The sequence below is a fragment of the Vibrio sp. 779(2023) genome, assembly GCF_033344285.1.
GTDB classification, from domain to species: domain Bacteria; phylum Pseudomonadota; class Gammaproteobacteria; order Enterobacterales; family Vibrionaceae; genus Vibrio; species Vibrio alginolyticus.
The window spans coordinates 147,806-171,463 of record NZ_JAWPOM010000008.1; the positions used below are offsets into that span (position 1 = coordinate 147,806).

The following is a 23,658-nucleotide window of genomic DNA, read 5'->3' on the forward strand; positions in this document are numbered from 1 at the left end:
GTCTCTATTTCTTTTATTGAATTTATACGGACAAAAAAAAGCCCCTGCTTTGTAAGCAAGGGCTTTTCGCTTGGGGAGCGTTTAATCAAATGTTTGAGGATCTAGCTGTTCAAGAAATGGTACTACGTCTCTCTTAAATACCGCCTCAGCATTCACAGTATGAGCGCGAACCCATGCATTATTTCGGGTTGGTGAGAATTTGAAGCTAAACTTTCTTAGTCTTTGGGTAACCTCTTTCGGTGGCCTACCACCTAACCAAATACCAATGCGCCCATCAATAACCCCGTGCTTAATTCCATTTTCTAATTCACCTTCTAATGAGTTTGAATTTCGACTTTCTTCGACTCGCTCTGCTTCGACTAAACGTTGTTTTAATCGTCGGATATTAGCATTTGAGTTTGCTAAGCTAAATCGTCCCCAAGTGTTTACTATTGGATTTGGCTCCAAAAACGTTTTAAGGAGGTTTTGAGGTATACCACGTTCAAGCATCTTGTTTTCAAGTACAGCAGCACTATTATCTGTAAGCTCTCCATTTTCAGACGCTTTATATGCAGCTGGCACTAAACGATTAGCTATTTTCATGTAGCCATGCATTGTTTCCGCTTCACTAATTTTAATTCTTAATTGCTCAACCGGGTTATCTGATGACATTTTGACAACTGAACCATCCCCATCGGGGAACAGTTTCTTTGCAATGGCTTTTAAGGCTCTCTGAGGATAATCTGCATATTGATTAAGCTTATCCCTACTATTCTTATTGGCCTTTTCTGCTTTCGCCACAGGGAATCTCGCTGGCCCTGTTACATGCCATGAGATACATTTGGACTCTGCACTTATGTACTCATCGAAGTAGCGTTTTAACTTTCTTTGAAATTCTTCAAACTCAATTTCAACAATTTCTTCCACTGAACAATTAAACGCCTTCGATGGTGCGCTTTCCGAAGTGGACTTGATCAGCTCATGAAGTGAAATTTTGAATGTCCGTAATGCGTTGCAGTAGTCAACTACTGCTTGAGCGGCGTGACGCTCAGGAAATTGAGATTGGCCATTAAAAGCTCGCTCAATTGATGAAGGATCAAGCTGGCTCTTATATTCAAGCAGGTCCTTGTCTTCTCCAATGTATTCCTCGATTTTTTTATTAACTAAATTTTGCATCTGTAGCCCCCAAGCTATCTATGTTTAACAAATGATTTGACGTATTTATTTGATGTGTTAATTATACTAACAACCCCCAATAAATACCATATTAAAACACAAATAAATGTTAAATATAATTAACTATTTAGATTGACTCTGGCCTGGACAAAGGGACCACAATGGGGCTCGACAGAGGGAAAGCTTTTTAGGCGAAGCCGTTAAGAAAAGCGATACAAATGCTTTTAGCTCGCCGAAGGCGAATCATATGGCCACCAGCATTCTGCTAGGACGGTGACAACGGGGGTTTGTTGGCATCGTACTAGCGCTGGTGGACAACAGCCATGAGCGGCAATACTTGGCGAGGAACGAGACTTAGTAATGCAAGGGGTAAGTCCGGCGGGTGGGCCTCGGTGGCGACTAGGGGGAACCCCTGTTAGTGGAGAGAAATTCATAACCAGCAATAAAAAAGAGCTCTATTGCAGGTCGATATTCTATTTAGATTCTATACCGCCATTCGCTCGTATTGTGTGTTTAACACATTGTTAAGCCACTTACCAACCCATTCACCAACCCAACAAAAGGCCGAGTAAATCACCGACTGGCCCAAACATTCGTGGGCTAGTCCTACGGTCAGATCGCGAACGAACGATTCTGGTATTTGCTTGCACTTGGCATGTTCAACAGTTGTAAATAACCTAGCTAATTTACCATTGCTATGGATTAGAAATGGATCGGTAGATCGACACTTTTGGTATGATTTGGTTATGCACCCTACCTTTGTAGCAGTAGGCTTAAGCCACTGGAGTCGAAAGCCTTTCTTTTGAGCAATGTCTCTCTTTTCCTTTTCCACTAAATATGTATAGGGCTTATAGCTTTCATGAGTTTCAGGTATATCATCGAGTACATCAGCTAAGCAGCTATATTTATAAGTTGTCCTTACCTTTTGGGGCATAAAGTCCTTTAAACCCTCTTTGAAGGAGCTGCAGTATCCAATACCACAAAGCCTCTTTCTATCTTCAAGTGCACCAAACTGAGAACCTGCTAATGTCATATTTATAAAGTTGTACCCAAACACTTTACTAAACGTATCTACGATAACAGCGTATGAGTTTGATTTAGTAAATGAAGTAACATTCTCAAAAACAGAAATAATTGGATTCGTTATCGACTGCCAGTGCAAGAAATCGATAAAACACCCGCCTGTATTTTTGTGTGCTTCTGCAAATTTATTTCCGTTCTTAGATCTACCGCTTATGGAACTCCCTTCGCAAGGCAGCGATCCTGAATTGACTTCCGTTCTAACACCACCTCTGGACAAATCAACACTCTCCAATCGCATATTTAATCCGTATTGCTCTTCCGGTGCCTCCCCAGCCCACACAGGATTATTTTGCAGACATGCATTGAAGTACCTTTCACTCGATTCGACAATTACCTTTACGAAAGTAGAAAGGTTACTACGCTTAAGTCCATCGGAAATACTTGAGCACAATACCCCTATACCATTAAATATATCTGAAGTGGATAAAGGTATATTCGCTTTGTACTTTGACATAGCTCTCTGAACACGCTCTTTTTGTTTTAGATTCCTCCAAGTCTTTATCACTCTATCGAGACATAACTTCTTGATAAGTGAAGCCGGAGTTAGTTCAACAGAAGCAGAACCAAGCTCAGCCCCTGAGATATTTTTAGATAAGTAACCATTCAATTCATCACTTTTTACGTACCCCATATTTTTCATAGTATGGGAAAATGCGGCTTCAAGAGGTTCTGTCCACTGTGTATCTATAAAAATTGCAGATGGTTGAAGTGTTTTGATGAAGGCAGTCATTAAGTAAAAGTAACAATTAGCCTCTGGCGCACCTTGTAAGCTAATCACTTCAGCCTTGATGCTACTCTTCTTTAGATCAAACAGCTCTATTGGCGAGTTGTATTCCAACTCGTTAGAAAGGAGTACCAAATTAGAATTAAAGCTGAATACGGCATGGTTTAATGGCTTAAGATTTCTCGTCATATCCTTAAACCTCAGCTCTCTGTCATGAATCTCTTGGACTGAATGCAATTCGACAATTCGGATTTCACCATCTTTGATGTAGGCTTTTACATGGTCTCCGAAAATATCTAAATCAGCGTGCTTTAAGTCAATGACAGGTCGCTCTTTACCGTTTCGTCTTGAGTTGGTCACTTGTCGAGAGCCGAAACGATCAATAACTATTTTAATTTCTTTCTTTGTACGGTCAGACTTAAGCTGAAACTTAGCCCCTCCTTTAAAACCCGCCATTAGTAAATACTGCCCTTCGAAGAATACTCTTAGTTTATTTCTATGGAGAGAAACTTTCTTCTCTAATACCTTTATCATACTGCCCCCAAGCAATTGATCTCACTTGCCTTAACTATGTCATAATTATATAAAAAACAACAAATAGATACCACATTTAAACACTAACCTTTGTGAAATATAATTAACTTATTATCTGGACTTTGGGCCGGACAAAGGCGACACAATAGGGCTCGATAGAGGGTCAGCTTTTTAGGCGAAGCCGTTAAGAAAAGCGATACAAATGCTTTTAGCTCGCCGAAGGCGGATCATATGGCCACCAGCATTCTGCTAGGACGGTGACAATGGGGTTTTGTTGGCATCGTACTAGCGCTGGTGGATAACAGCCATGAGCGGCAATACTTGGCGAGGAACGAGACTTAGTAATGCAGGGGTAAGTCCGGCGGGTGGGCCTCGGTGGCGACTAGGGGGAACCCTGTTAGTGGAGAGCTTTCAAACCCATTAACTCCATTTGTTTGTGAGGAATAAAGTTTCGTTACTAAGCAATAAGTTTGATACTGAGTATTAAAGTTTTATACTTAATGGCAGCCATCAGAGTACGCCGCCATTTCTAAAACGTTTATGTCCAACTTAGAACTAGCTGGTGAAGCCAGTTCATGGAAGATAGAATGAGCGGGCGTTTAAATGATGGCTAGCCAGCTTTTTTAAGCTGGGTGTACTAAGATGTGGGCTTGATGTTTCTCGGTGTTCCACTCTTTCATTTCAGCAAGAAATAGGCCGTGAGCATTAATCGATTCAATTAATTCAGGTGCACGCTCTAGTTGGATAAGCATCGATAACGGGGTGAGTTGATTGTGTTCTTGGTCAAAACCGTGTTCGACTTGTTCCTCTAGCATATAAAGAATCCCAGGCTCCGCTTCACTACCCTCCTCAAACAGTCTTGATTCGATACCCTCTACGTCATAAAGGTGTACGAGTAGGTTATAAAGCTTTTCAGCACCGATGAGTTTTGTATGCTTCGATTGTGAATTAAGTTGATGCAGTTTCATTTCTAGGTTCCCACCTTTTTTTCTTGCTAAGCTGATCATCAGTTTGATGTCTTTTTTGATATTCGATAACGACTTATCGTTGAGCTTTGGCTTAAGGTACTTTATCAGTATGTCATTGCGTGATTTTACTGGAACAAAACGGGAAGATGCGGAAACCTGACACAGCAAATGAAGCAGGGCGTGGGTAATGACGTTGTGAAGGTTGTGGTAGTAGTCAAAGTCTCGTTTGATTTGCATAGCCAAGGTAGCGTTGTGGGTGGATTATAAGAATATTGGGGCTGGGCGTTTTAAATCAACCTTAATAATGAGTTCGGGAGTAGTTTCCCAGACATAGAGTTGTTCATGGATTGCTAATGTTTGATTTTCCGAAAATGATAATTGTCCAGAAACGTATTTGAATGGGACCGCTCAATCTGTGGATGCTCAAGACAACCAGCATGAAACTTTATTCCTCTCCTACACCAATACATCCCAGACCAATTAATAAACCAGGTCATCATATTGCATGATATGGGGCCTATTTTTTTATCTAAGGTTCACCTTTTACGATGAAGCCTTTCGTTGGCCTTTTTGTGCTTTTGATAGCAACCCATCGAATCTGTGCCGCTAAACATAGCCTTCCTGCGTCGTTCGTAAGCACTACTAGGATTTGAGTTACCTTTCTTCTCTTTTCGTTGTTCACTTGATAGAAACCTGTTAAGTGCTTCATCAAATGAAGATGTATCACTCTTAAATGCCCATCTCACTGCTAACAAAAAACCTGCAACCAATAATGTGCCTAGAAGTACTTTCTCACTCATTTGGTGACTCTTCTGTTGAGCTCTTACTATCTGTTGTCAACGTTCCAATTAACTCATCATCAACTGGACATTCATTGCATCGGTTCAGACACTGTTCTTTAACAGGGACTGACACACTACAAAGTTCATCATTGCTCTGTTCTATAAGTGTTTCAAGACGACTCATTATTTCCTTCCTATAGTTAGGCATTAAGCGATTGTGATTATAGAAAATTCATCCATTTCCTAAATTTACTGAGACAAAAGGTCATGACAGTTTGAGCAAACACCTTGCTGTTTTTCTCTATCCACTTTTAGCCAATAACATGCCTGGGAGTTCTCAAAACATGCATTATTATCACTACACCCGCAGCCAATGCAGACAGCTTCTTTAGGCTCAGGTCGAATATTATAAATAGATAAATCTACCATGCTTTCCCCTTTAATCATTTGTCTTAACGAAAGGGTCGGGACAATCATCTAAATCAACAAAGTGTCTGTCTGCGATTTCTTCTATCTTCGGATACTCTTCTATGAGATCGAAAACCGACCTACCTTTGAGGTCATAGTCGAACTGAATTCCAGCTCTGAACCAATAATCGATCTGTCTATTCAAGCAGTTCTTTGCTGTAGATTTAGTTGGCTTTTTAAGTAGTTCCTCTAAATCTTCAGAGTCAACATAACCACCCGTCATGTCTTCAGCACAGCCAACTTTTTTAAACAAATACTCCCAGTCGGCGTACAATTCTTCGTATGTCATTGGTGAATCTTCTCCTGGTTAAATAGACTTCATGTTCTTGCGTCGTTTAATTGCATCAACCTCACGATTGTAAGCCTCTAAAGGCTCAAGTAAATGAGCATATAGCTTTTCATTTTTGATGTACTCATCATGATTTATTAGTGCCTTAAGTTGTGCTACGGACTCTTTAATTGGCACTCGTACTACCCAAGAGTCTGTTTCAAAAGAGAATTGCCATGCTCTTTTAAAATAATTTTCGAAAGCGTTTAGAGCCTTACTTCTCATAGTCCAAACATTACGCCTTCTTAATGCGTGATCACTCTCTAAATAGTGATTAGCAATATTATCGTTAATGTCTATCTCCCAACTCTCAGGATCTAAAACAGAACTAGTAAAGTGAGCGACCGTCACCCATAGGCACAGCTGTTCTCGTGTAAAAGTATCCGGATTGGAATTAAGCGAATCTAATACCTCAATAGCATATTTTTTCGCTTGTTTATTGATGTTTGCTAACTCTTGAGCCTTACGTTTTTCGATACGGGCTTTCTTCTCTTTAATTTTGGTAAACTTTTCTTTTGCTTTACTCAAAGCCTTTGCTGCGACTTTCATCGCTTCAATTTCTTCGAGTTCAAACAAGTCTCTAGAGAATGGGTCTTCGACTACTTCTTTTAGAAGTCCATTTGATAGCTTTGTTAGAGCTGTTTGCTTTTTGCGGGTACGTTCGGATGTCCAGTGCTTTGTGAAGTCTAAATCTGACAAAATGTTTCCCTCTGAGTGCTGATTTATTAATTAGTGTCAAACGTTAAATCAAGTCGAAGTGTTTCTGATTAACTTCTATACCCATGCCTAGTTTCTATCCAGTACATACAGCTAAAATCTAGCGCTATGACCTTGTAAGTGCGACAGGGAGCAAAGGGAATCCGAGTTAATGTGTTTAGTTAGTGGAAGCATTAATCGGAATCCCCGAAAATCAACTAAAGCACGTTCGAAAATGCAGATGTATATTGAAACTCATAACCCATATCTTCGAGTTTCCATAGTAAGTCTCTATAAAACCCCCTTAGAGTGTCCAGAAGCTCATATAGAGCTGACGATCCTTTATATTTATAGTCCTTGTCCGTATCTACAGCTAAACGATGACAAAGAGTGGATAAACCATCTAAAGAACTCAGAATGTAACCGGTATTAACTAGTTCAAGTGCACTGCTTATAGTTTGTCGAGTAGATTCTGACTGAGAGCTTGCTTTATACATTGTCGCCAGCTCATCAAAGTACTGCTTACCATCCCAATACTTAACAGCTATTTCTTCTAAAGAGATTGGTTTAAATTGGCAAAATACATCAAGCATTGAACACGCCTTTAGAGCTTCAACCTTCTTGAGTGTATCTTCTAAGCCGCATTCCAAGGTTAATGGAGCGAGTAATGAAAGGTACTTTCCATCTTTTGAAAGTGAGACCTCATCCAGACTTAAATCGTCTAGCGCACCAATTATCGCACTTTGGTTTTCTTTTGGAACATCAGATATATCAAGTTGAACGAGGGTATGATCGTCTTGGTTGATAACATGAGCCTTAGATTGGTGAGACTGCACTTTCTCTAAAGTGAAGATATCCTGGGTTATGGGCAGCTGGATTAACAGATGTGTGTCTGATTTTGGTAACTCGCTAACTTTCAAACACCCATAAATGATATCCAATTGTTGTCGAGCGGATATTAATTTAAGTTCAGTAGCATGAAAGAGCAAAATTGAAAACCTGGCAACCGAGAACTTGTCTAAGCACTTATTTCCACTTTCATACCATGATACCAAGAAGTTCGTTATGTTTAGAATGAACTTGGCACGTGATTCTGGTTTTCCTATAGCTGATATAGCTACATCCAATTCCTTCTTAAATGATCCCATCTTAGCCTGGAACTTTAGGCCAGGCTCAATATCAAGTTCATCTACCATTTGAATTGCGCTGTTAATCACCTTATTCATACAGCCATAAGAGACTAGTAAATTTTTAGCGTAGTTTAGTTCTTCTCTACTTACAAAAGATCTTCTTTTCATTTTAGCCCCCAAGCTATTACATATATTTCAACGGGATAGAACCGTTAATTCCCCATTAGTATAACAGTAAATACCATATTATAACAGTTGTTTGTGTATGATTTTTTAACTTTCTTTGTTTATATGACATGATGGTTCTGGAGAGCCTCGGAAGATTAAACCCATTGTGTTCGTGCGTATGATCCTTAAACCAAATGGTTAATTAAATGAATGATCTAAAGATCGTCATTGAAAATTTAGGGCAAATGCAAGCTGAGAGCGCCTCTATGCTTATGATTGGACACAACCCGGTATATGTGTCTAAATAGAGCAAATTAGCTCATATAGCTCTACTGAGTGGCTTTTTGAGTTAACATGCAAAAAAAGAACTATTACTACTTCTTTGTTCTCCAAGATCGTCCCTTTACCCTTCTAACTGATTAATTTCTAGACACTATTTAATAATAATATTTTTATTGATCTTATTAAGATCTTTTTTAAGATCTTATTAGGGTGTTGATAACTTATCTATGTTTTTATAATTCAAGTAGTTAGGAATTCGTTTAAGATCATCTAGGACGAAACACTATTACATTTAGGAAGATTTGAAGATCGCTTAGGACGACTTACCGTGCCATCTAGGACGCTTTCGGTTGTGGATAAGTCTGTATAAGTATGTATAAGGTTGGTTTGCTTACTTACTGGCACATTTAAGCCTACAATGTTACATTTGGTACAATTTCTTATTGTGTGTATCAGTATCATGACCGAGAACAACAGCAAAAACGATCTTACTGTTAGACAAGCGAACGCTTTAACAACGGCAGCTTATAGCCTTACTCGTTATGAGAAGCGGCTTGTATACATGTGCCTCAAGCGGATTAATCAGGAAAACCCTACTCCCGAACATTTAAAAACAATGGAATATGGTCAGTATCCGATCACTATTTCTAACAAAGAGTTCATCGAATACTTCGAGATAGATGATGAGTCGAAGAAAAACCTATCAAGAGACATACAACGCGCAGCACAATCTTTACATGAGAAAAGTGTGGTTATCTATCTTCCTGATGAAGACAGCAAAGATGGTGAAAAAGCTTATGATGCTATCCACTGGACCACTAAACAGAGCTATCGTCCTAAACGAGGACATGTAGTGCTGTATTTGAATGCTGAGTTGATTAGTATCATTAACCAAACCACATCAAACTATACACAGCTGCTGATAGGTGAAGCAGGAAACTTATCTTCCGTTTATACCATGAGGCTTTATGAGGCTATCAATCAGTGGAAGAATTTAAGAAATAACCTAATTCTAGATGTTGATTGGATGCGCTCTAGGTGGCAACTGCCCTCTTCGTATGACAGAACTGCGGTTCTTAAGAAACGTTGGCTTAACCCAGCAATTGAAGAACTTAATAAGTTGCACATTTTCAAAAGTCTTTCCTACGAGGATGTTCGAAAAGGTACCAAGACTGTCGCATTTAAGTTTACCTGGGAGCTTTCTAAAAAGGCCCCAAGTAAACTATCCCTTGCAAGGTCAGCAATCAAAGCTATCAATGCCAACCTTCAACCAAAGCAGAGTGAAATGGTCGCATTGACTGAGCAGATTGGAGAACTATTGCTGAATGGTGAAGATATATCCCCTGCTGTCCTAAGCGCTATTAAGAAGTTTGGTGAAGAGTCAAAAGATGCTAAAGGTACATCAATGAAGAAATCAGATGACGTCATTGATGTAACCGACTATGAAATAGTCACAGATGATGAAGATTAGCTTCAACTAGCACACCAAAGAAGTAAATTTCCATCCAACTAGCACATTCAACAATCAAGTGTGCTAGTTCTGCCTCAAAATACCGTCCTAAGTGTCACCTTTACCAGATATTGCTGGTGGCTAAACCTCTCAATAACTGTGATCCAACTCCCTAATTGTTGTTTTTTATCCGTGATTGAAGTTGTTTTGTGGGTGATGAAGACCCAATTCCTTCTTTATAACCTGCTTTTTTGCTTCCTTTGAATGAAAACCCTGTAAATGAAGGTTAAGCTAATTTTTCAGAACTCCTTCTAACGTATTGAATTATAAGGATAGTATCTATTGCTTCTAGTTGGAGGGGTGACACTTAGGACGAAAGTAAGGGATCAATGAATATGCAATGCGTTTTTTTCTCTATTTTCGTCCTAGGTGTCACTGTTCTATGGCGATGTTTTAATCGGATTTTTTATAAGTATATGTATTTTAATTGTTTTTCTGTGTCAAGAGCGTGAGGGGTGACATTTAGGACGGTTTTAAAATGATACTTTAAGAAGCAACAATGTGTGTCCAGTACTCTATAGAATAAAGCTCAAACTTAATGATTATAACTGACTGAAAATAAAAGATATTTTATTTGTGCCTTAGGCTGATATAAAAAGCTACACACTGGAGTCATACTTTCTCTACGTTCGATATACAGTAAAGAGTGATAGGTGACATCTAGGACGAAAACATTCGTAGGGGTAAAATGGTTTAGCCCAGTTGGGAATTTAAGAAAAGCTAGTTACTATAGATATCATTGAATATATTTAAAGCATTGAAAATAAAGATAAAAATCTCTTCTCTGTGACATCTAGGACGTAAAGCCTACTTGAGTATAAGAAAGTAGAAAAGCATATCAATGAGTTAAATATATGCGGTGGCACTAGATAGAAAACTTTCGTCCTAGATGTCACACTTAGATAGAGGTGTTCTTCTATCTTATTGATTTACTATGGTCCAATAGTGTCTGGGGTGACATTTAGGACGAAAACTAACGCTTTAAGAAAACGTCCTTGATGTACCACTTGTATATTAAGACCTGGTACACCAAGGAAGGTTTGTTTGAGAGGCCCAGAAAAGCTTTTACAAACTCAAGCTATCTAGTAATAGTAGGTCTTCCCGGATGGAGGTCGAGTGCTTGTGGTACCACCATTTACAGTTTTGTATCTGGAACCGGAAGGTTTGTTGTAATGTGCCCACCCTCTATACCTTACTCTCCATGGATCATCTGCACCCATTGTGTAGTATCCCATGTCAGCAAACGCAGCACGAGTTAAGCTTACTCTACAGCTAGGTGTAGCAGTTGATGTCACTGGCCCGGAAATTTCAAATAAACCAGCATTAGCGATTTCATCAGTGAGATTGTATATTTTACTATGATCAGTGATGGCTATTTTTGTGATCCCTTTGGTTTCCAGGTTATATGTTACAAGGAAATCAATGTTCGACGAGTTAGGCCAATATGAACCATAAGATGAGCTAAAGTACCCACTTGCTTTGCTGTCCATTGCGCTTTTAGCTCTTTTTGGAGAAAAACATGCTCCCCTTGCGACATTCACAGAAGCACATCCACAGTTAATAGTAATATCTACTGCCTCATCTTCATCCTCTCCAGGTTTGGGGATCTCAAAGTCCCCTACTGGATCATCTGGGACGGTTGGGAGCTCAACGATTGTTTCGTCAGAGATGTTTCTGGAGCCTAAAGTATCATCCAAGCCAACTGCACTTGTTTGGTTCATGTGTGAAGGAACCTTAATAACTTTATTGTAGCTCCCTGCATTGTGTGGTGCTTTGATTGAAGCAATTACAGAGGGGGCGGAAACCGCTAAAGCAATCCCCACTGTAATGAGATTAATGTTATTCATTGCAATCTACCATTGTCATTTATGGATAAAAAGCAATATAGGCCTTGAGCGAATTACAATCAACTTTAGTTTTCGAACTAAGGAAATTGGTTCACGGTTTCTTTTAAGGGTTGTACTCAACTTTCACCATAATTTGATTTGTTGGTGAAGGCGATACGGTACCGACAGTAGTGCTCTGCAAACTCGAAATCATCTTCATCAAAGATTGTGCTTTCGTTACACCATAACTTTTTATGTTCGTCACGTATCCTTACCGATTCAATGTGAATTTCAAATTTACATTGGACATCATTTAAGTAAGCAGATATGTGCTTTCCTAACAGTGGTTCTATGCTGTATATGTTGTACTCATTAACACCTTCCTTAATTGCTCGAGATAGACCCATTCTCGCCATTGTCATCGCATTAGGGCATCGATGTGCTTTCAGGTCTAAGTCATTACTCTCTGGTGACTTCATACTTCTTCTCCCACTGAGGGTAGTTCTAGTTCTTTACAAATAGCAGTAGCACAGCTTCTCTCTGAGCTGCGGATCATTCTGTATTTAATACTTCCATTTCTTGAAATAGATTTCTGTACTACATTATTCTCTAGCCAAAAGTCATGTGTAATATCTTTCACAGGCAATCGAACTATCCCATCTAGTACTGACCAATCAATGGGGGCTTTATGCATTCGAGACAAATGCTCTTCAAAGATAGATCGAATTACTATCGCAGTCCCTTTCCAAAATATACTTTTCGTGTACATAACATTTGGCCCTGAGTCTGAAAGAAACCTCATAGGTATAAGAGAAAAAAACTTGGTGAGGAATGGAGTTGTTAAGCGAATTATTTCAGCTTCGGTATCGCTTGAACCTTCAAGCAATTTGTTCATTTTTACAGGAGTTGTACCTAATGCGGTACAAATGAAATCGCCTAACTGCTTCAAGTCCATTAACTGGGATTTCTTGGGTTTTCCTGTGGTACTTATAAACCGCTTTAGTGAATGACCATCAACTAATACATTATCGAGTATCTGGTCCCTAATTAATCTGGAAAAGCTTTGCGAGCTGTCAAAGAATAAGTTTTGTGCTGATGTTGGTTTACGAAGGTGTAAGTGGTAGTCAGAAAATACCTGTCTAATCTTTTGAGTGACTGGCTCTAAGGTGTCCGTGTTTGTAACAATGAATTTAACTCCCAGCGTATGGTACTGAGTAGGACTAGCATTCGTAACTCTGTCCTTAAACAAATTCAAACGGTTCTGACCATCACATACAAGACGGTCAGATGAACTTTCTAATGTGGCTGTGACGACTTCTTTGTTACCAATAGATATTTCCTCATGGAGTTTTAATGAAGAAACAAAGACAGTAATGCTAGGGAGTACTGTATCCTCCCTATTGTCGAAATACTTAATCAAACCTTGTGCACGACCTTTCTCAAGGTCTCTCTGTCTTTTTTGATACTCATTTAAACTATCTGAGCTCTCTTCTTCAGTGAAGTTCTCAGCAAATTCTTTGCCTGTTATTACCCCCTCAAATACAGAAATGCCATTCGTGCAAATACCCTCGTTAGCTCTGAAGAGTACTAATTGAAGGTCTTGTTCAGAATAAATTGGTGTGTACATGTCTTGACCCGATGACTAAAAGAATAGAAGTAAAATACCATATAAATACACCTCCTTCAATATATGTGCACAAAAAAGTGCACTAAGTATATTTAAGTCTATAAAGTGTGTTTAAATATGGTATTATATAGTTGTCGGTCTTTAGTAATGGTTCAGCCAATGGTTAATATTTTTGAAACAACAAACCTAATAGAAAACGAATTGGTGGCTTTGCACGAGAGTGTTAGCTTCAAGTTCAATGCGGTTGTAGAAGAGTTTATAACGATTTTGCGATCTAGTGATTCGCTAGTGTTTGTTCCTTGCAGTATGGGTAAAGACTCCAGCACAGTTTTGAATGCTGCTTCTGAAGCTTATCGAGTTTGTATTCAAAATGGTTGGATCGAAAAAACTCGCCCCTTAATTGTTTCAACGGTTGACACTCTTTCGGAATCACTTCCAATGGTTATGTACACCAGGTGGGTTAAATCTAAGTTTATTGACTATGCAAAAGATAACGATATTAACGTTTACTACGATATTGTCACTCCGTCATTTCATGAAGAGTACGCGAACAAATACCTGACTAGTAATAAGCTAATACCAAATGCACAACGTAATAGTGACTGCAGCTCTATTCTCAAAATTGTTCCTAGCGAAAGATATTTAAAAAACCTATTGGACCGCTTTAAATCAGACGAAGAACTACAGCAATACACCCGTTTTGATGTGATTTGCGCTACAGGGCAAAGAAACAACGAGAGTACAAAGCGAAAAGGTAATATGGTTATTCAGGGAACCAGTGATAAGTCTATAAGTGATTTATTGAAAGAGATGAAAGAGTCTGACTTAAATACAGGCTACCCACTGTTTCTATACGCTCCAATACGTGACTGGTCTACCCAAGAGGTTTTCACTTCCTTAGAACTTTCTGGAGCTAAGCCTCTTACTCGTAGTTTAGCTGGGCTCCCTCCCCTTCCCGGCTTCCTTTCTGATTTCGCCCTGCTTTTGGCCATTTATGGGAATGCTTCTTCTGATGTCTGTGAGATTGCAGTAGGACAAAAGAATTCAAATGGTTGCAATGGATCTAGTCGATTTGGATGCACACTATGCACAATGGTTCAACACGATAAAACCCAAAACTCACTAGCTAAACATACTCGATGGAAAGTGTTTTTACAGGAAGAGGTTCTGCGCATTAGAGATTTCATGTTTCAGCTGAGTTGCAATATGGATGCGAGAATGATGCATGCCAAAGCTATCGATTTTGCAGCATATCAACGAGTAGCATTTCAGCCGAACGTTCTAAAAGTAAAGTATTTAGAAAAGTTGGTTAGGTATTTTGCTCAAATTTCAATTGAGTCATCTAAAAAAGCTGAAGAGTTCAAACGACTATATAAAAGTGGGTACGTCGACCAACATGAAGGCGTTATAGACATCAAAAATGATAGAAGCTTGAACGCTAAAGCCAGAAGAGCATTTCTTGATATGTACATTCAAGAGGCCCAGAAACCCTTAATAAACATTTTTTCTGAAAAGCATGCTGCTTATCTTTCGTTTAGATGGAGTCTAGATGGAGTAAATGCCCTTCCCTATAGACCTTTGGTTATCTGGAATGAACTTTTGAGAGGTAATGGCTGGATTCCTTATCCTAAAAGTAATGCAGAGTACGAATCTATTCATGGAAAAATCAGCATTAACTCATCGAAATTACCTGAAGCCGTATTAATGAAAACTCTTAATGTTGACAATGACCCAGTGCGGTTTATTGATAATCATAAGTCCTTTCTTAGCTACTGGGAGCGTCCAATAGATGCGAGCGATTTGAATGAAAGCGATTTTAACTGCACCACGAAGATCCTCCCTAAAACACAGTTACCTGTAAAAGTGAGTATTGCTCATAATTTAAAGCTGGAACCAATCAGCCAGGACACTTCTCGATCTAAACATTGTGATCTCTTAGGAAGGATTTCAGTGATGGTCAATGCTGAGAGAGTTGAACTCTTTGATTTGATTTCAAGTAACTCTGATAAGGTAATCAAGTTGGAGTGTAATGGACGTAAAGCTTCTAGTGCATTTTCAGAGTACTTTAAAACTAGTCTACTTAAGGGTTATGCAAACAAAAAAGCACTAAATTGGTATAACGAAATTGATGAGCAAATTAGTAGCATTGAATTTAGTTCTATCCAAGAAGCTACGAAAGTGATTTATGCATCCTTTAGTTCTATGTTTGGCGGTGGAAAGATAAACACCAAGCTTTCTATACCCTATCTATCGCATGTTACTGATATCCAATACCAGGAAAAGGCTCGAAAAGTTAAACCTTCATTAGATTTCACAAAACGTGTAGCAAAAATTAGATCAGGTAAACTTACTAAGGGAACAACAAGACTCTCTTTCTATAATCTTGAAACAAATCCAAGACTTCACTATGCGCATGCAGATAATCATAGAGTGCTTCACCCTGACATCGATCTCTTGGGCGAAGAAGTTAAAGATGTTTTTACACCAGCACATTATATTGACCCTAATGCCGCTCTAGGCGACAAGTTAAATATTGTAGTTAATGAAAGAACTCTCAGTCAGTGGCACTTAACCCAACCTTACGAAAGAATTAAAGCTGAACATGATCTTGCACTCATTCAGAACATAAGAAGACGTAGATTGTCTCTCTCTAATAGAAAACAATCAGTACGGTCCACGCAATTAGGAGCTGTGGCACGTTCTATGGTAGAGACAGGGGCCGTTAGGATATCGTTAAAGTACTACCCGACATTCCTCGACATAGCCAAGAGAACAGAGTTACTGTCAGAACTTGGTTGTTTCGACTACCAAGACATGAATGCATCAGAACTAAAACAATTGCCTTTTATGGTTTCTATGCAAAAGCATAGGATCGATAAAGCTAAGCTATTACTTCATGTTCGGGAGCGTAGAAACGCAATAAGACACAAAATAAAGCTGCAACTGTCTAGGCCGTTGGAAGGCTGTGAGAGTAGATTAAGGAATCACTGTGATAGATTGAAGAAATACCTGGCTCGATTTGGTGAATCAACTGTCAAGCTAAACAATCCCACACTATTCTTGACCGATAATCAGCCTCAGATTCATCGAACATTAAAGTGCTGGTCTTTATTAAGCTCAGACTCGTTCAAATCGATTGAAGAGTTCTACAAAAGTTCTCTCTCTACTAACCAACTAACAGAACTGAATGCTAAGCCATCTATTAAGAAGGAAATTACACACTTTACAATCGAACAGCTAAACTCAGTTGTTTCAGTACTAGAGCAATCTATTGCGATGAACTGGGCACTTAAAGGAGTGTATTCAAATGCCATTAATAGTATTGATAGTGAAACAGTTTCAAAAATCGCTAAGGTATCTAAAGACCTATCTAACTTGAAATTTGACGATGTTTTTAAGTATAAAAGTTCAGAGGAATATCTTTGTCTAAAAACTGAATTGAGAAATCTGAATGCAGCTCTATACACGCGACTAAGTAATATCGAAACACCAGCCTCAAATGTGATTAACTTAGACAAACAAGATTTTCTAGCTTCATTTAACCCAAGCGTAGAAAACTACTTAACTCGGTTGGGAGAATATGAGTCAAACCTATCTGAGGCTCTTATCACCCTCGAGTGGTTTAAAGCTCAAATTGAAGATATAAAGAGATTTTCTCTTCGTGAAACAATATCAAAGTTTTCACTCGAACAGCGTCTATCTCTATCAACGGATTTATGTACAATGCCAGTAAATACGAATGTTACAATTTCTCCTGATCGAGTCGATAGTAATATGCATACGACAAAAGTAACTAAACGTTCTACAAGAAATGTAACGCCAAAACCCTTACTCGAATCACTATTAAATCTATAAAACAATTATGTTTACTTATGACTATAAAAACGATTTATCTCTCTTAGCTGAAGCGTTTAAACAGAGTGAAAGCACAATAAAACTGTGGCAGAAATCAAAGCCGAAACAGGCTTTCATGTTGGATAATGCATTCAACTACTGTAATGATTACGATGAACTAAAGCTATTTGTCAACAGGCTGGTGGAATTGGAAACCATAAAAGAGGTTAACGCCGAACTAGGATTGCCTAGTGCTCCAGATCGACTTGTAGATGAAGGCTTCTCTAAGTCTGCCTATTGGAAGTGGTTTAAGGAAAACAGGCACTTGTATGTTGCGATGGTTATGGGGTATTCAGAGTTTAAGGTTCAGAACCTAGTAACCAATACTAACCAGGATTTGATAGCCAAGATACTAACTAACCTAAGTAAAAAGGAGCTGGTATCGCTCTACACCTCTGACCCAGATAGTTTAATTAAGTTAATCAATACGCTTAAGTGATGTGAATTTTTGGGGTGATATACAGTGTATATTCTAATGGGACCAGTATTGATGTCACATTGTAAATATACACTGTATATTTTAAAGGGAGCTATTTGTTAAAATAGTATACAGTGTATATTACTCAGATATCCATCTGGCATAGTGTTCCAGAACTCTTGATTAACTATTAATCAACATGGTTGTTCAAAAAAAAAGTATTAGAATATACAATGTATATTCTTAATCTAAAGTGTTTTAAATACTACAATTTTTCAGAATCAAGCGCGTAAGTACCCATCATAGTTGCATCAGCCGAACTGTTTTTCATACTTATGAAAACCACGGACTTACTTTTATCGAATTGGTCATTCGTGCACCCAATTAGACAACGACCCACTTTATGTGGTTTTGTTAATTTGTATATTCCAATGCCGATAGCATTGATTGCTCTAGCGAAACTCTTAGATAGTCCTGCCATAATCAACTTGTTGGCCATTTCGGACAGCTCCTGAGCATATGAATCTGTCATGTTTTCTGCCTTTATCTTTATCATTGAGCTCGAACCAAGCCACCAGTTGTTGTAAGCACCAGACTTACCTTGTGCGAGGACAATGTCTTCGATTGTGTACTCAATACCGAAGATGGTGAGTATGATACAACCACGAATGGCAAAATTGAGTTTACGTGGAATGTCATCCATATAGGTATCTGCTATTGCACCTCCTAGGCCGTTTTCTTTGGGCCAATTTACATTTGACACTAGCCAGTTAGAAACTTCATGTGACCCCTTCCTGCCAGCAAGTACAACCAATTTTGCTGGCTCCTTGTGACAAGCGTTGTAGCAACGGACTCCATCATAAGGTTGACCATGGGTGATACAGTGGGATTGTTCTATGAAATTGATATTAGTTAAGCCATCGAGATTAAATTCAAATGCGTTTGAATGAATGGTAGCCACAAAATACTCCTTAGAAAAAGCTCACTTGCCGATACGAATTAATGAATACAGATAAATACTTTCGGAATAACTAATAGTTCATAAGTAAACAGAATGTAAGGTGAGCCTAAGAAAAAAGAATCTAAGTTTGAGCTCTGTTGATACAAGAATGATCTAAGCTTGTTTAGATGAATTAACAAAATAATAGTAAAATTAAGATAAGGGAGATCCATGGAAGGATTTGTCGGTGGACAACAAAGTTTGAAACTCGAACAATAAAGATTAGAACTATGACAATAAAGTACGAAACTTTTCGGTGCCATTTGTCGTAGTTTGCCTTCTTCTCTGAGACGATTTTGCCCCATTCCTTCTCTGCGCGAAAGTCTACTCACAATTTGTGATTGTACGTTTGCCTTACTTGTAGTTATTCGAGGAAGTGTCGAAGTAAGCTTTTTAAAAATCATACGTCATTTTGCAATCTAATACCGATAACATCTCATTAAACTATTGATTATTAATTGAACTGTGATTGAAAAGGCTGCATGATAGGACTATGAAAAGCCGTATAAAATGCGTTATATGCGAAGGAGGATATATGACAAAGGAAGTTGCCGATAAGTGCTATATCGCATTAGGCATTGCTGCTGGAGATAGTATCTATCAGTACTTTTTCCGTACTGAAGAACCGTTTAATTTCTACAAGCCAATATTTATGTTCATAGTCGTTTTCCTTATTCTCATTACATTAAGCTTTGGCTTGAGGTTACTTAAACGGCTCATTTCTGCTCCTAAACGTGTTTAGAACGCAGTAAACCTTCATAAGAATAATTTGGTCAACAGGCTGTTGACTAAATTCAGGACAGCTCATTTGTGAAGCAAATTGTTTCGCAATTGACCAACAGGCTGCTGGACAAATCCCACTGCCCAATTTTGCAAGAGGCTCTTACAAAAAAACGAGTCAACACATTTATGCCCCAAAACAAGTCTAGTCGAGCGTCGCAAATGAGCGATCAGCGGACGGTGAAAAATGTTCAGCTGATACCGTTTTTATATCCAAAATCAACAAACTTCCCCCATATTCAGGTAAATGAGCAATTTGCGCATTTTTGTCCTTAGACCACGTCATTAACTTTCAAATATTTTCATAGCTAGCAAAAGGTTAGCTAATTTGATAAAAACGTATGAACCAGAAAAGTGAGCTATTACGTGGTAGAAATATGCGCGATTTGCACACTATTAAATTGTTGAACTAAGCCGCTGCGCGGAGTCGCAAACATCCCAATCAACGACCACACTTACCTTGAGATTTAACCCATTAATCTGGAGGTAACAATGAACTCTCTCATTGAACAAGTCGCCACTGAAATTGAACTCATGGGCTATTCACAACGAACTCGCGAGACCTACTGTGGTTGCTTACAGCGCATTGAGAACTATTTCAGTAAATCCTTAGCGCAAGTCACGGATGCGGAATTGAATCACTATTTTAATGAGCCTGAGGTGCGCCGATTAACCCGAGCGAGCCAATTGGTGCAAATTAATAGTGTCCTCTTCTTATTCAAACACATACTCCACCGGCCGTTGCAATTAGCCATCACTTTACCCAAGCAACGGCATAAGCCACCCCAATATTTAAGCCGACAAGATATCCACTTACTGATTCACCATTGCCAAGATTTACGTTTAAAAACCATGATAATGCTCAGTTATGGCTGTGGATTACGCTTAAATGAATTAACCCACCTCAAAGTGGCACAGATTGATGGGCAACGTAAAACGGCCTTTATTGAACACGGCAAGGGCAACCAGTCTCGTTATGTGGTGATTCCTGAGACGGTATTGCATCAACTCCACGTGTACTGGCAAGCCTATCACCCCAAAGAGTGGCTGTTCTATTCTCGCTGGTTAGCCTCCCAACCTCTCAGTAGCTCCACCTATACGAAGGCACTGAAAAAAATCGCCGCACAGCTTGGGCTTAAGGATAAAGTGAACGCGCATCAGTTACGCCATGCCTATGCCACGCATCAATTAGAGGCAGGGATGCCGTTGCATCAATTACAGCACCAGCTTGGGCATCGCAGCATTAAAACGACCGAGTGCTATCTGCATTGGTTGCCAGAGCTTGGGCATGGGGGCGTTGATTTACTAGCCAACTTGCAGTAACGCATGCCACCGCTTCATCTGGCGGATATTCTCAGCCAAGGATTACCGCATTACCAACAACAGCACCGATTAACCCGTCAACAATATCAAGTGTGTGCACATATCTTGGCGTGTAGAACAGGACAACTCGGTTATCAACAGTGGCGTTGTGACCAGTGTGGTCATGAGGAGCAATTTAGTTGTAGTTGCAGAGACCGGCATTGTCCTCGCTGCCAAGGACAAGCCACGCAAGCTTGGATTGCCAAACAAGCGATGTCACTGCTACCTTGCCCTTACTTTCACTTAGTGTTTACCTTACCGCATGAACTTAACCTAATCGCACACTATGCACCTAACGTGCTTTATCACTGTTTATTTAAGAGCCTTTGGCAAACACTCATGACATTCGCTGCCCATCGTCATCAGGGTCAACTCGGCATGACTTGTGTGTTGCATACTTGGGGGCAAAACCTCAGCCAACATATTCATGTGCATTGTTTAATCCCCGCAGGTAGCCTCAATCGACAATCGCAGTGGCAACCTATCACTAAAGGTTATCTCTATCCTGTTAAGGCTTTATCCACTGTGTTTCGAGGTAAAATGATAGCGGCACTCAAGGCACAATCCATAGCGCTACCGTCATTACCCGCCACTTGGTGCGTGTACAGCAAAGCCTGTGTCTACCCACATCAACTCTTGCACTATCTTGCACGTTATACCCGCAAAGGTGCCTTATCTGAATCACGATTAGTGAACTATAACGCCAGTCGTGTGCGCTTTCGTTACAAGGATTATCGTGACAACAATAAAACCAAATTCATGACCTTAAGTATGGATGAGTTCATTCGGCGCTATTTACAACATGTCCTGCCTAAAGGCTTTATGCGTATTCGCCATTATGGCTTTTTAGCCAATGCTTGTCGTAACAAGCGCATCCCCCTCATTCGAGCACAGTGCCGTGATTTAACCGATAAAATCGCCATGGATAACGTGGAAACCAAACTGCATTGGGTTTGCTCGCACTGCCATCAAGGGCAATTGATATTCGTCGCTATCGTGCTCCCCTTAACGCAACAGATAAGAGGATTGGATTCAAGTTAAACAATGATGACGTCAAACCATTTACGCAAATATTAGACTGAATGCCGCCTGATAGACTGGCGCTTGCGTGTGTAAAAAATACACTTGCAATTAACCAGAAAAGTAACGTAAATTAAGACCATTAATCGACTGAACGACAGTGACAATGGAATGCAATGATGAAGATAAATCGGATAACGTCATCAATCATCCTCAGGCTTAAAAAAGCAAATTCCATTAGCATAAATGATTCCAATACAGTGATTCACAAGTCGCCGTCCGTTCAACAAATGATTTATTTACACTCATGTGTAAATAAATACTAAAACGTTAGATTTCATGTTAGCTATAATTTCGCAATATTTAGTATAAAAACCATAACTAGGAAAAAAGATATGACTGAGAATGCCCAAAAAAATGCAAAACCTTTTTCTCAAACGTTTTTTCATGGAACCAAAGCAGATCTTAAATTGGGAGATCTTATAGAAACAGGGTTTAATTCAAATTTTGGACAAAATAATAAGGCTAAGTATATATTTTTGACAGCTACACTAGATGCTGCCATTTGGGGAGCAGAGCTTGCCCTAGGTAATGGTCGCGAAAGAATTTATTTGGTTGAGCCAACAGGTCCAATTGAAAATGATCCTGACCTAACGGATAGAAAGTTCCCAGGGAATCCAACTATGTCATATCGTTCAATCCATTCATTTAAAGTTGTAGGTGAAGTATCAAGCTGGCAGGGTCATTCAATAGAGCAAGTTAAAGCAATGAAAGATGGTTTAAATAAACTACATGAACAGGGCATTAACTCTTTAAATGAAATCTAACAAGTCGGTGCACATGACTGCTAACACGTCACTCGGTTTGCTCTGCCTTCGGCAGTTTAGCAAACTCTTCGTGCCTTAGTTTGCGCAGCATGTGACCTAGGCGTTAACAACGTCCGCAAATGGCACAGAGCCGTTGGTCGGCTCTAACTCATTTCTGTCCAAAAGCGAGTTTCAAACTTTGTTGTCACACTTTCGTTGGATAGCCACATTGATTGAATCTAAGTGTCGATCTTTATTGTCAGTATTGGGTTCTTTTAGCCACGATAGTAACGCACTTCGGAAATAGAAAAGTTTCAAACTTTAATGTCCTCCGACAGGATTGGGTATTATTGTCTTTAACGGTATAGGGATGCTTCTGTGTTTCTCTATTGGTTCTTTCGTTGCGTACTTTGGTTATAAAATTTTCAAAAGAGGCGCCTCGTTAAAGGAAGAGGAGCAACTAATCGAATGGAACAATCTCAAGGTTTCATCAAAAGGTGGAGGAGCAATAGTTACATCATGTTCAGCAATTTGGGCAATTGTGGGCTTATATGTTAGCCCTGGCATTTCAAATACTCCAAATGGGCCGGATTATACATCAATTCATAATAAACAGAATATAGAACTTAAGGTTGCAAGTGCGTACGTTGATGACCCTGAATCTATATTGGATAACCCTGAAGAGTTAAAAAAGTATTTTTCCGAGAGTTTGTCATCAAGAGACTATGACGTTGGAATTATTCACGTGAATGGCCGAATTGGAAGGTTGGATTCAGACTCAACAAACTACTTGGTTGATAGTTCAGGAAATACGACCTTAACAGCTGAGGCAGAAGGGGAGTTTGGTAAAGTACTAGTTTTATTCAGACCAAAAGTTAATGAAAAAAATCAATTGATATTTGATGCAGATGCTTTGGTTAAGAATGTGGATATAAATCGTCTAGATAAAGTAACGAGTTCAGACTAATAAATCTTTACTATTCAAGCTACGTTGGTCTTTGGTCATTACCCATAAATCACTGAATAACCCACAGAAACAGAAATACCCAGAATCAATATGCACTTTACGACATTACCTCTAATGGTACAATGCGACA

Annotated in this window: 20 protein-coding genes; 8 read left to right on the forward strand and 12 right to left on the reverse strand. The window is 39.2% G+C overall.

The window, feature by feature from the left end; genetic code table 11:
* Nucleotides 1–81: 81 nt before the first annotated feature.
* The 8 genes from R8O70_RS12470 to R8O70_RS12505 all read right to left on the reverse strand — a co-directional run bounded on the left by R8O70_RS12470 (nt 82) and on the right by R8O70_RS12505 (nt 8,036).
* On the reverse strand, nt 82–1,155 hold the full coding sequence (locus R8O70_RS12470) for a hypothetical protein (protein WP_025636739.1): 1,074 nt from the start codon (nt 1,153–1,155) through the stop codon (nt 82–84).
* 484 nt (nt 1,156–1,639) lie between these two features.
* Nucleotides 1,640–3,496: a DNA cytosine methyltransferase gene (locus tag R8O70_RS12475; RefSeq protein WP_054574999.1), complete on the reverse strand. Its 1,857-nt coding sequence runs from the start codon at nt 3,494–3,496 to the stop codon at nt 1,640–1,642.
* 623 nt (nt 3,497–4,119) lie between these two features.
* A complete protein-coding gene (locus R8O70_RS12480) occupies nt 4,120–4,701 on the reverse strand; it encodes a DUF2913 family protein (RefSeq protein ID WP_054574998.1) in 582 nt (193 codons plus the stop codon).
* A 299-nt stretch (nt 4,702–5,000) separates the two neighbouring features.
* The gene (locus tag R8O70_RS12485) at nt 5,001–5,264 is read right to left on the reverse strand and encodes a hypothetical protein (RefSeq protein WP_025633930.1); all 264 of its coding nucleotides are present in this window, start codon (nt 5,262–5,264) and stop codon (nt 5,001–5,003) included.
* Complete coding sequence (locus R8O70_RS12490) at nt 5,257–5,430, reverse strand: hypothetical protein (RefSeq protein WP_155486753.1); 174 nt, start codon at nt 5,428–5,430, stop codon at nt 5,257–5,259. The genes R8O70_RS12485 and R8O70_RS12490 overlap by 8 nt, the downstream gene beginning before the upstream one ends.
* Before the next feature lie 255 nt (nt 5,431–5,685).
* Complete coding sequence (locus R8O70_RS12495; protein WP_025633931.1) at nt 5,686–6,003, reverse strand: hypothetical protein; 318 nt, start codon at nt 6,001–6,003, stop codon at nt 5,686–5,688.
* An 18-nt stretch (nt 6,004–6,021) separates the two neighbouring features.
* Nucleotides 6,022–6,741, reverse strand: coding sequence for a hypothetical protein (locus tag R8O70_RS12500; protein WP_025633933.1), 720 nt, complete (start codon nt 6,739–6,741; stop codon nt 6,022–6,024).
* Between the two features lie 215 nt (nt 6,742–6,956).
* Nucleotides 6,957–8,036: a hypothetical protein gene (locus tag R8O70_RS12505; RefSeq protein WP_025633934.1), complete on the reverse strand. Its 1,080-nt coding sequence runs from the start codon at nt 8,034–8,036 to the stop codon at nt 6,957–6,959.
* 742 nt (nt 8,037–8,778) lie between these two features.
* Between R8O70_RS12505 and R8O70_RS12510 the strand changes: the two genes are divergently transcribed.
* Entirely contained in the window at nt 8,779–9,789 is a 1,011-nt protein-coding gene (locus tag R8O70_RS12510) for a RepB family plasmid replication initiator protein (RefSeq protein WP_158083951.1), read from the forward strand.
* A 1,121-nt stretch (nt 9,790–10,910) separates the two neighbouring features.
* Here R8O70_RS12510 and R8O70_RS12515 read toward each other — a convergent pair.
* The 3 genes from R8O70_RS12515 to R8O70_RS12525 form a co-directional block, all read right to left on the reverse strand.
* Nucleotides 10,911–11,675, reverse strand: a complete 765-nt coding sequence (locus R8O70_RS12515; RefSeq protein WP_025633937.1) for a hypothetical protein — start codon at nt 11,673–11,675, stop codon at nt 10,911–10,913.
* Nucleotides 11,676–11,791: 116 nt separating this feature from the next.
* Nucleotides 11,792–12,133 carry a hypothetical protein gene (locus R8O70_RS12520; RefSeq protein ID WP_042776211.1) on the reverse strand — a complete coding sequence of 114 codons (342 nt, stop codon included), beginning with the start codon at nt 12,131–12,133 and terminating at the stop codon, nt 11,792–11,794.
* Entirely contained in the window at nt 12,130–13,281 is a 1,152-nt protein-coding gene (locus R8O70_RS12525; RefSeq protein ID WP_077202323.1) for a DGQHR domain-containing protein, read from the reverse strand. The genes R8O70_RS12520 and R8O70_RS12525 overlap by 4 nt, the downstream gene beginning before the upstream one ends.
* A 147-nt stretch (nt 13,282–13,428) precedes the next feature.
* Here R8O70_RS12525 and R8O70_RS12530 point away from each other — a divergent pair, with 147 nt between their 5' ends.
* Together R8O70_RS12530 and R8O70_RS12535 are read left to right on the forward strand one after the other, a co-directional pair.
* A complete protein-coding gene (locus tag R8O70_RS12530) occupies nt 13,429–17,136 on the forward strand; it encodes a hypothetical protein (protein WP_139351517.1) in 3,708 nt (1,235 codons plus the stop codon).
* A 7-nt stretch (nt 17,137–17,143) separates the two neighbouring features.
* A complete protein-coding gene (locus tag R8O70_RS12535) occupies nt 17,144–17,614 on the forward strand; it encodes a hypothetical protein (protein ID WP_025633942.1) in 471 nt (156 codons plus the stop codon).
* A 244-nt stretch (nt 17,615–17,858) separates the two neighbouring features.
* Here the strand turns inward: R8O70_RS12535 and R8O70_RS12540 are convergent, their stop codons facing one another.
* Nucleotides 17,859–18,554 carry a hypothetical protein gene (locus tag R8O70_RS12540; RefSeq protein WP_025633943.1) on the reverse strand — a complete coding sequence of 232 codons (696 nt, stop codon included), beginning with the start codon at nt 18,552–18,554 and terminating at the stop codon, nt 17,859–17,861.
* Between the two features lie 574 nt (nt 18,555–19,128).
* Here R8O70_RS12540 and R8O70_RS12545 point away from each other — a divergent pair.
* The 5 genes from R8O70_RS12545 (at nt 19,129) to R8O70_RS12565 (ending at nt 23,528) form a co-directional block, all read left to right on the forward strand.
* A complete protein-coding gene (locus R8O70_RS12545) occupies nt 19,129–19,335 on the forward strand; it encodes a hypothetical protein (protein ID WP_077202320.1) in 207 nt (68 codons plus the stop codon).
* Nucleotides 19,336–19,865: 530 nt separating this feature from the next.
* Nucleotides 19,866–20,696: a tyrosine-type recombinase/integrase gene (locus R8O70_RS12550; RefSeq protein ID WP_077202319.1), complete on the forward strand. Its 831-nt coding sequence runs from the start codon at nt 19,866–19,868 to the stop codon at nt 20,694–20,696.
* Between the two features lie 3 nt (nt 20,697–20,699).
* On the forward strand, nt 20,700–21,776 hold the full coding sequence (locus R8O70_RS12555; protein WP_077202318.1) for an IS91 family transposase: 1,077 nt from the start codon (nt 20,700–20,702) through the stop codon (nt 21,774–21,776).
* Between the two features lie 374 nt (nt 21,777–22,150).
* Nucleotides 22,151–22,582: an NAD(+)--rifampin ADP-ribosyltransferase gene (arr, locus tag R8O70_RS12560; protein WP_077202317.1), complete on the forward strand. Its 432-nt coding sequence runs from the start codon at nt 22,151–22,153 to the stop codon at nt 22,580–22,582.
* A 319-nt stretch (nt 22,583–22,901) separates the two neighbouring features.
* Entirely contained in the window at nt 22,902–23,528 is a 627-nt protein-coding gene (locus R8O70_RS12565) for a hypothetical protein (RefSeq protein ID WP_213899635.1), read from the forward strand.
* Nucleotides 23,529–23,658 lie beyond the last annotated feature (130 nt).

Coding starts and splice junctions, on each gene's coding strand:
- R8O70_RS12470 (WP_025636739.1), bottom strand. CDS start 1,155: ATGCAAAATTTAGTTAATAAAAAAATCGAGGAATACATTGGAGAAGAC.
- R8O70_RS12475 (WP_054574999.1), bottom strand. CDS start 3,496: ATGATAAAGGTATTAGAGAAGAAAGTTTCTCTCCATAGAAATAAACTA.
- R8O70_RS12480 (WP_054574998.1), bottom strand. CDS start 4,701: ATGCAAATCAAACGAGACTTTGACTACTACCACAACCTTCACAACGTC.
- R8O70_RS12485 (WP_025633930.1), bottom strand. CDS start 5,264: ATGAGTGAGAAAGTACTTCTAGGCACATTATTGGTTGCAGGTTTTTTG.
- R8O70_RS12490 (WP_155486753.1), bottom strand. CDS start 5,430: ATGAGTCGTCTTGAAACACTTATAGAACAGAGCAATGATGAACTTTGT.
- R8O70_RS12495 (WP_025633931.1), bottom strand. CDS start 6,003: ATGACATACGAAGAATTGTACGCCGACTGGGAGTATTTGTTTAAAAAA.
- R8O70_RS12505 (WP_025633934.1), bottom strand. CDS start 8,036: ATGAAAAGAAGATCTTTTGTAAGTAGAGAAGAACTAAACTACGCTAAA.
- R8O70_RS12510 (WP_158083951.1), top strand. CDS start 8,779: ATGACCGAGAACAACAGCAAAAACGATCTTACTGTTAGACAAGCGAAC.
- R8O70_RS12515 (WP_025633937.1), bottom strand. CDS start 11,675: ATGAATAACATTAATCTCATTACAGTGGGGATTGCTTTAGCGGTTTCC.
- R8O70_RS12520 (WP_042776211.1), bottom strand. CDS start 12,133: ATGAAGTCACCAGAGAGTAATGACTTAGACCTGAAAGCACATCGATGC.
- R8O70_RS12525 (WP_077202323.1), bottom strand. CDS start 13,281: ATGTACACACCAATTTATTCTGAACAAGACCTTCAATTAGTACTCTTC.
- R8O70_RS12530 (WP_139351517.1), top strand. CDS start 13,429: ATGGTTCAGCCAATGGTTAATATTTTTGAAACAACAAACCTAATAGAA.
- R8O70_RS12535 (WP_025633942.1), top strand. CDS start 17,144: ATGTTTACTTATGACTATAAAAACGATTTATCTCTCTTAGCTGAAGCG.
- R8O70_RS12545 (WP_077202320.1), top strand. CDS start 19,129: ATGACAAAGGAAGTTGCCGATAAGTGCTATATCGCATTAGGCATTGCT.
- R8O70_RS12550 (WP_077202319.1), top strand. CDS start 19,866: ATGAACTCTCTCATTGAACAAGTCGCCACTGAAATTGAACTCATGGGC.
- R8O70_RS12555 (WP_077202318.1), top strand. CDS start 20,700: ATGCCACCGCTTCATCTGGCGGATATTCTCAGCCAAGGATTACCGCAT.
- arr (WP_077202317.1), top strand. CDS start 22,151: ATGACTGAGAATGCCCAAAAAAATGCAAAACCTTTTTCTCAAACGTTT.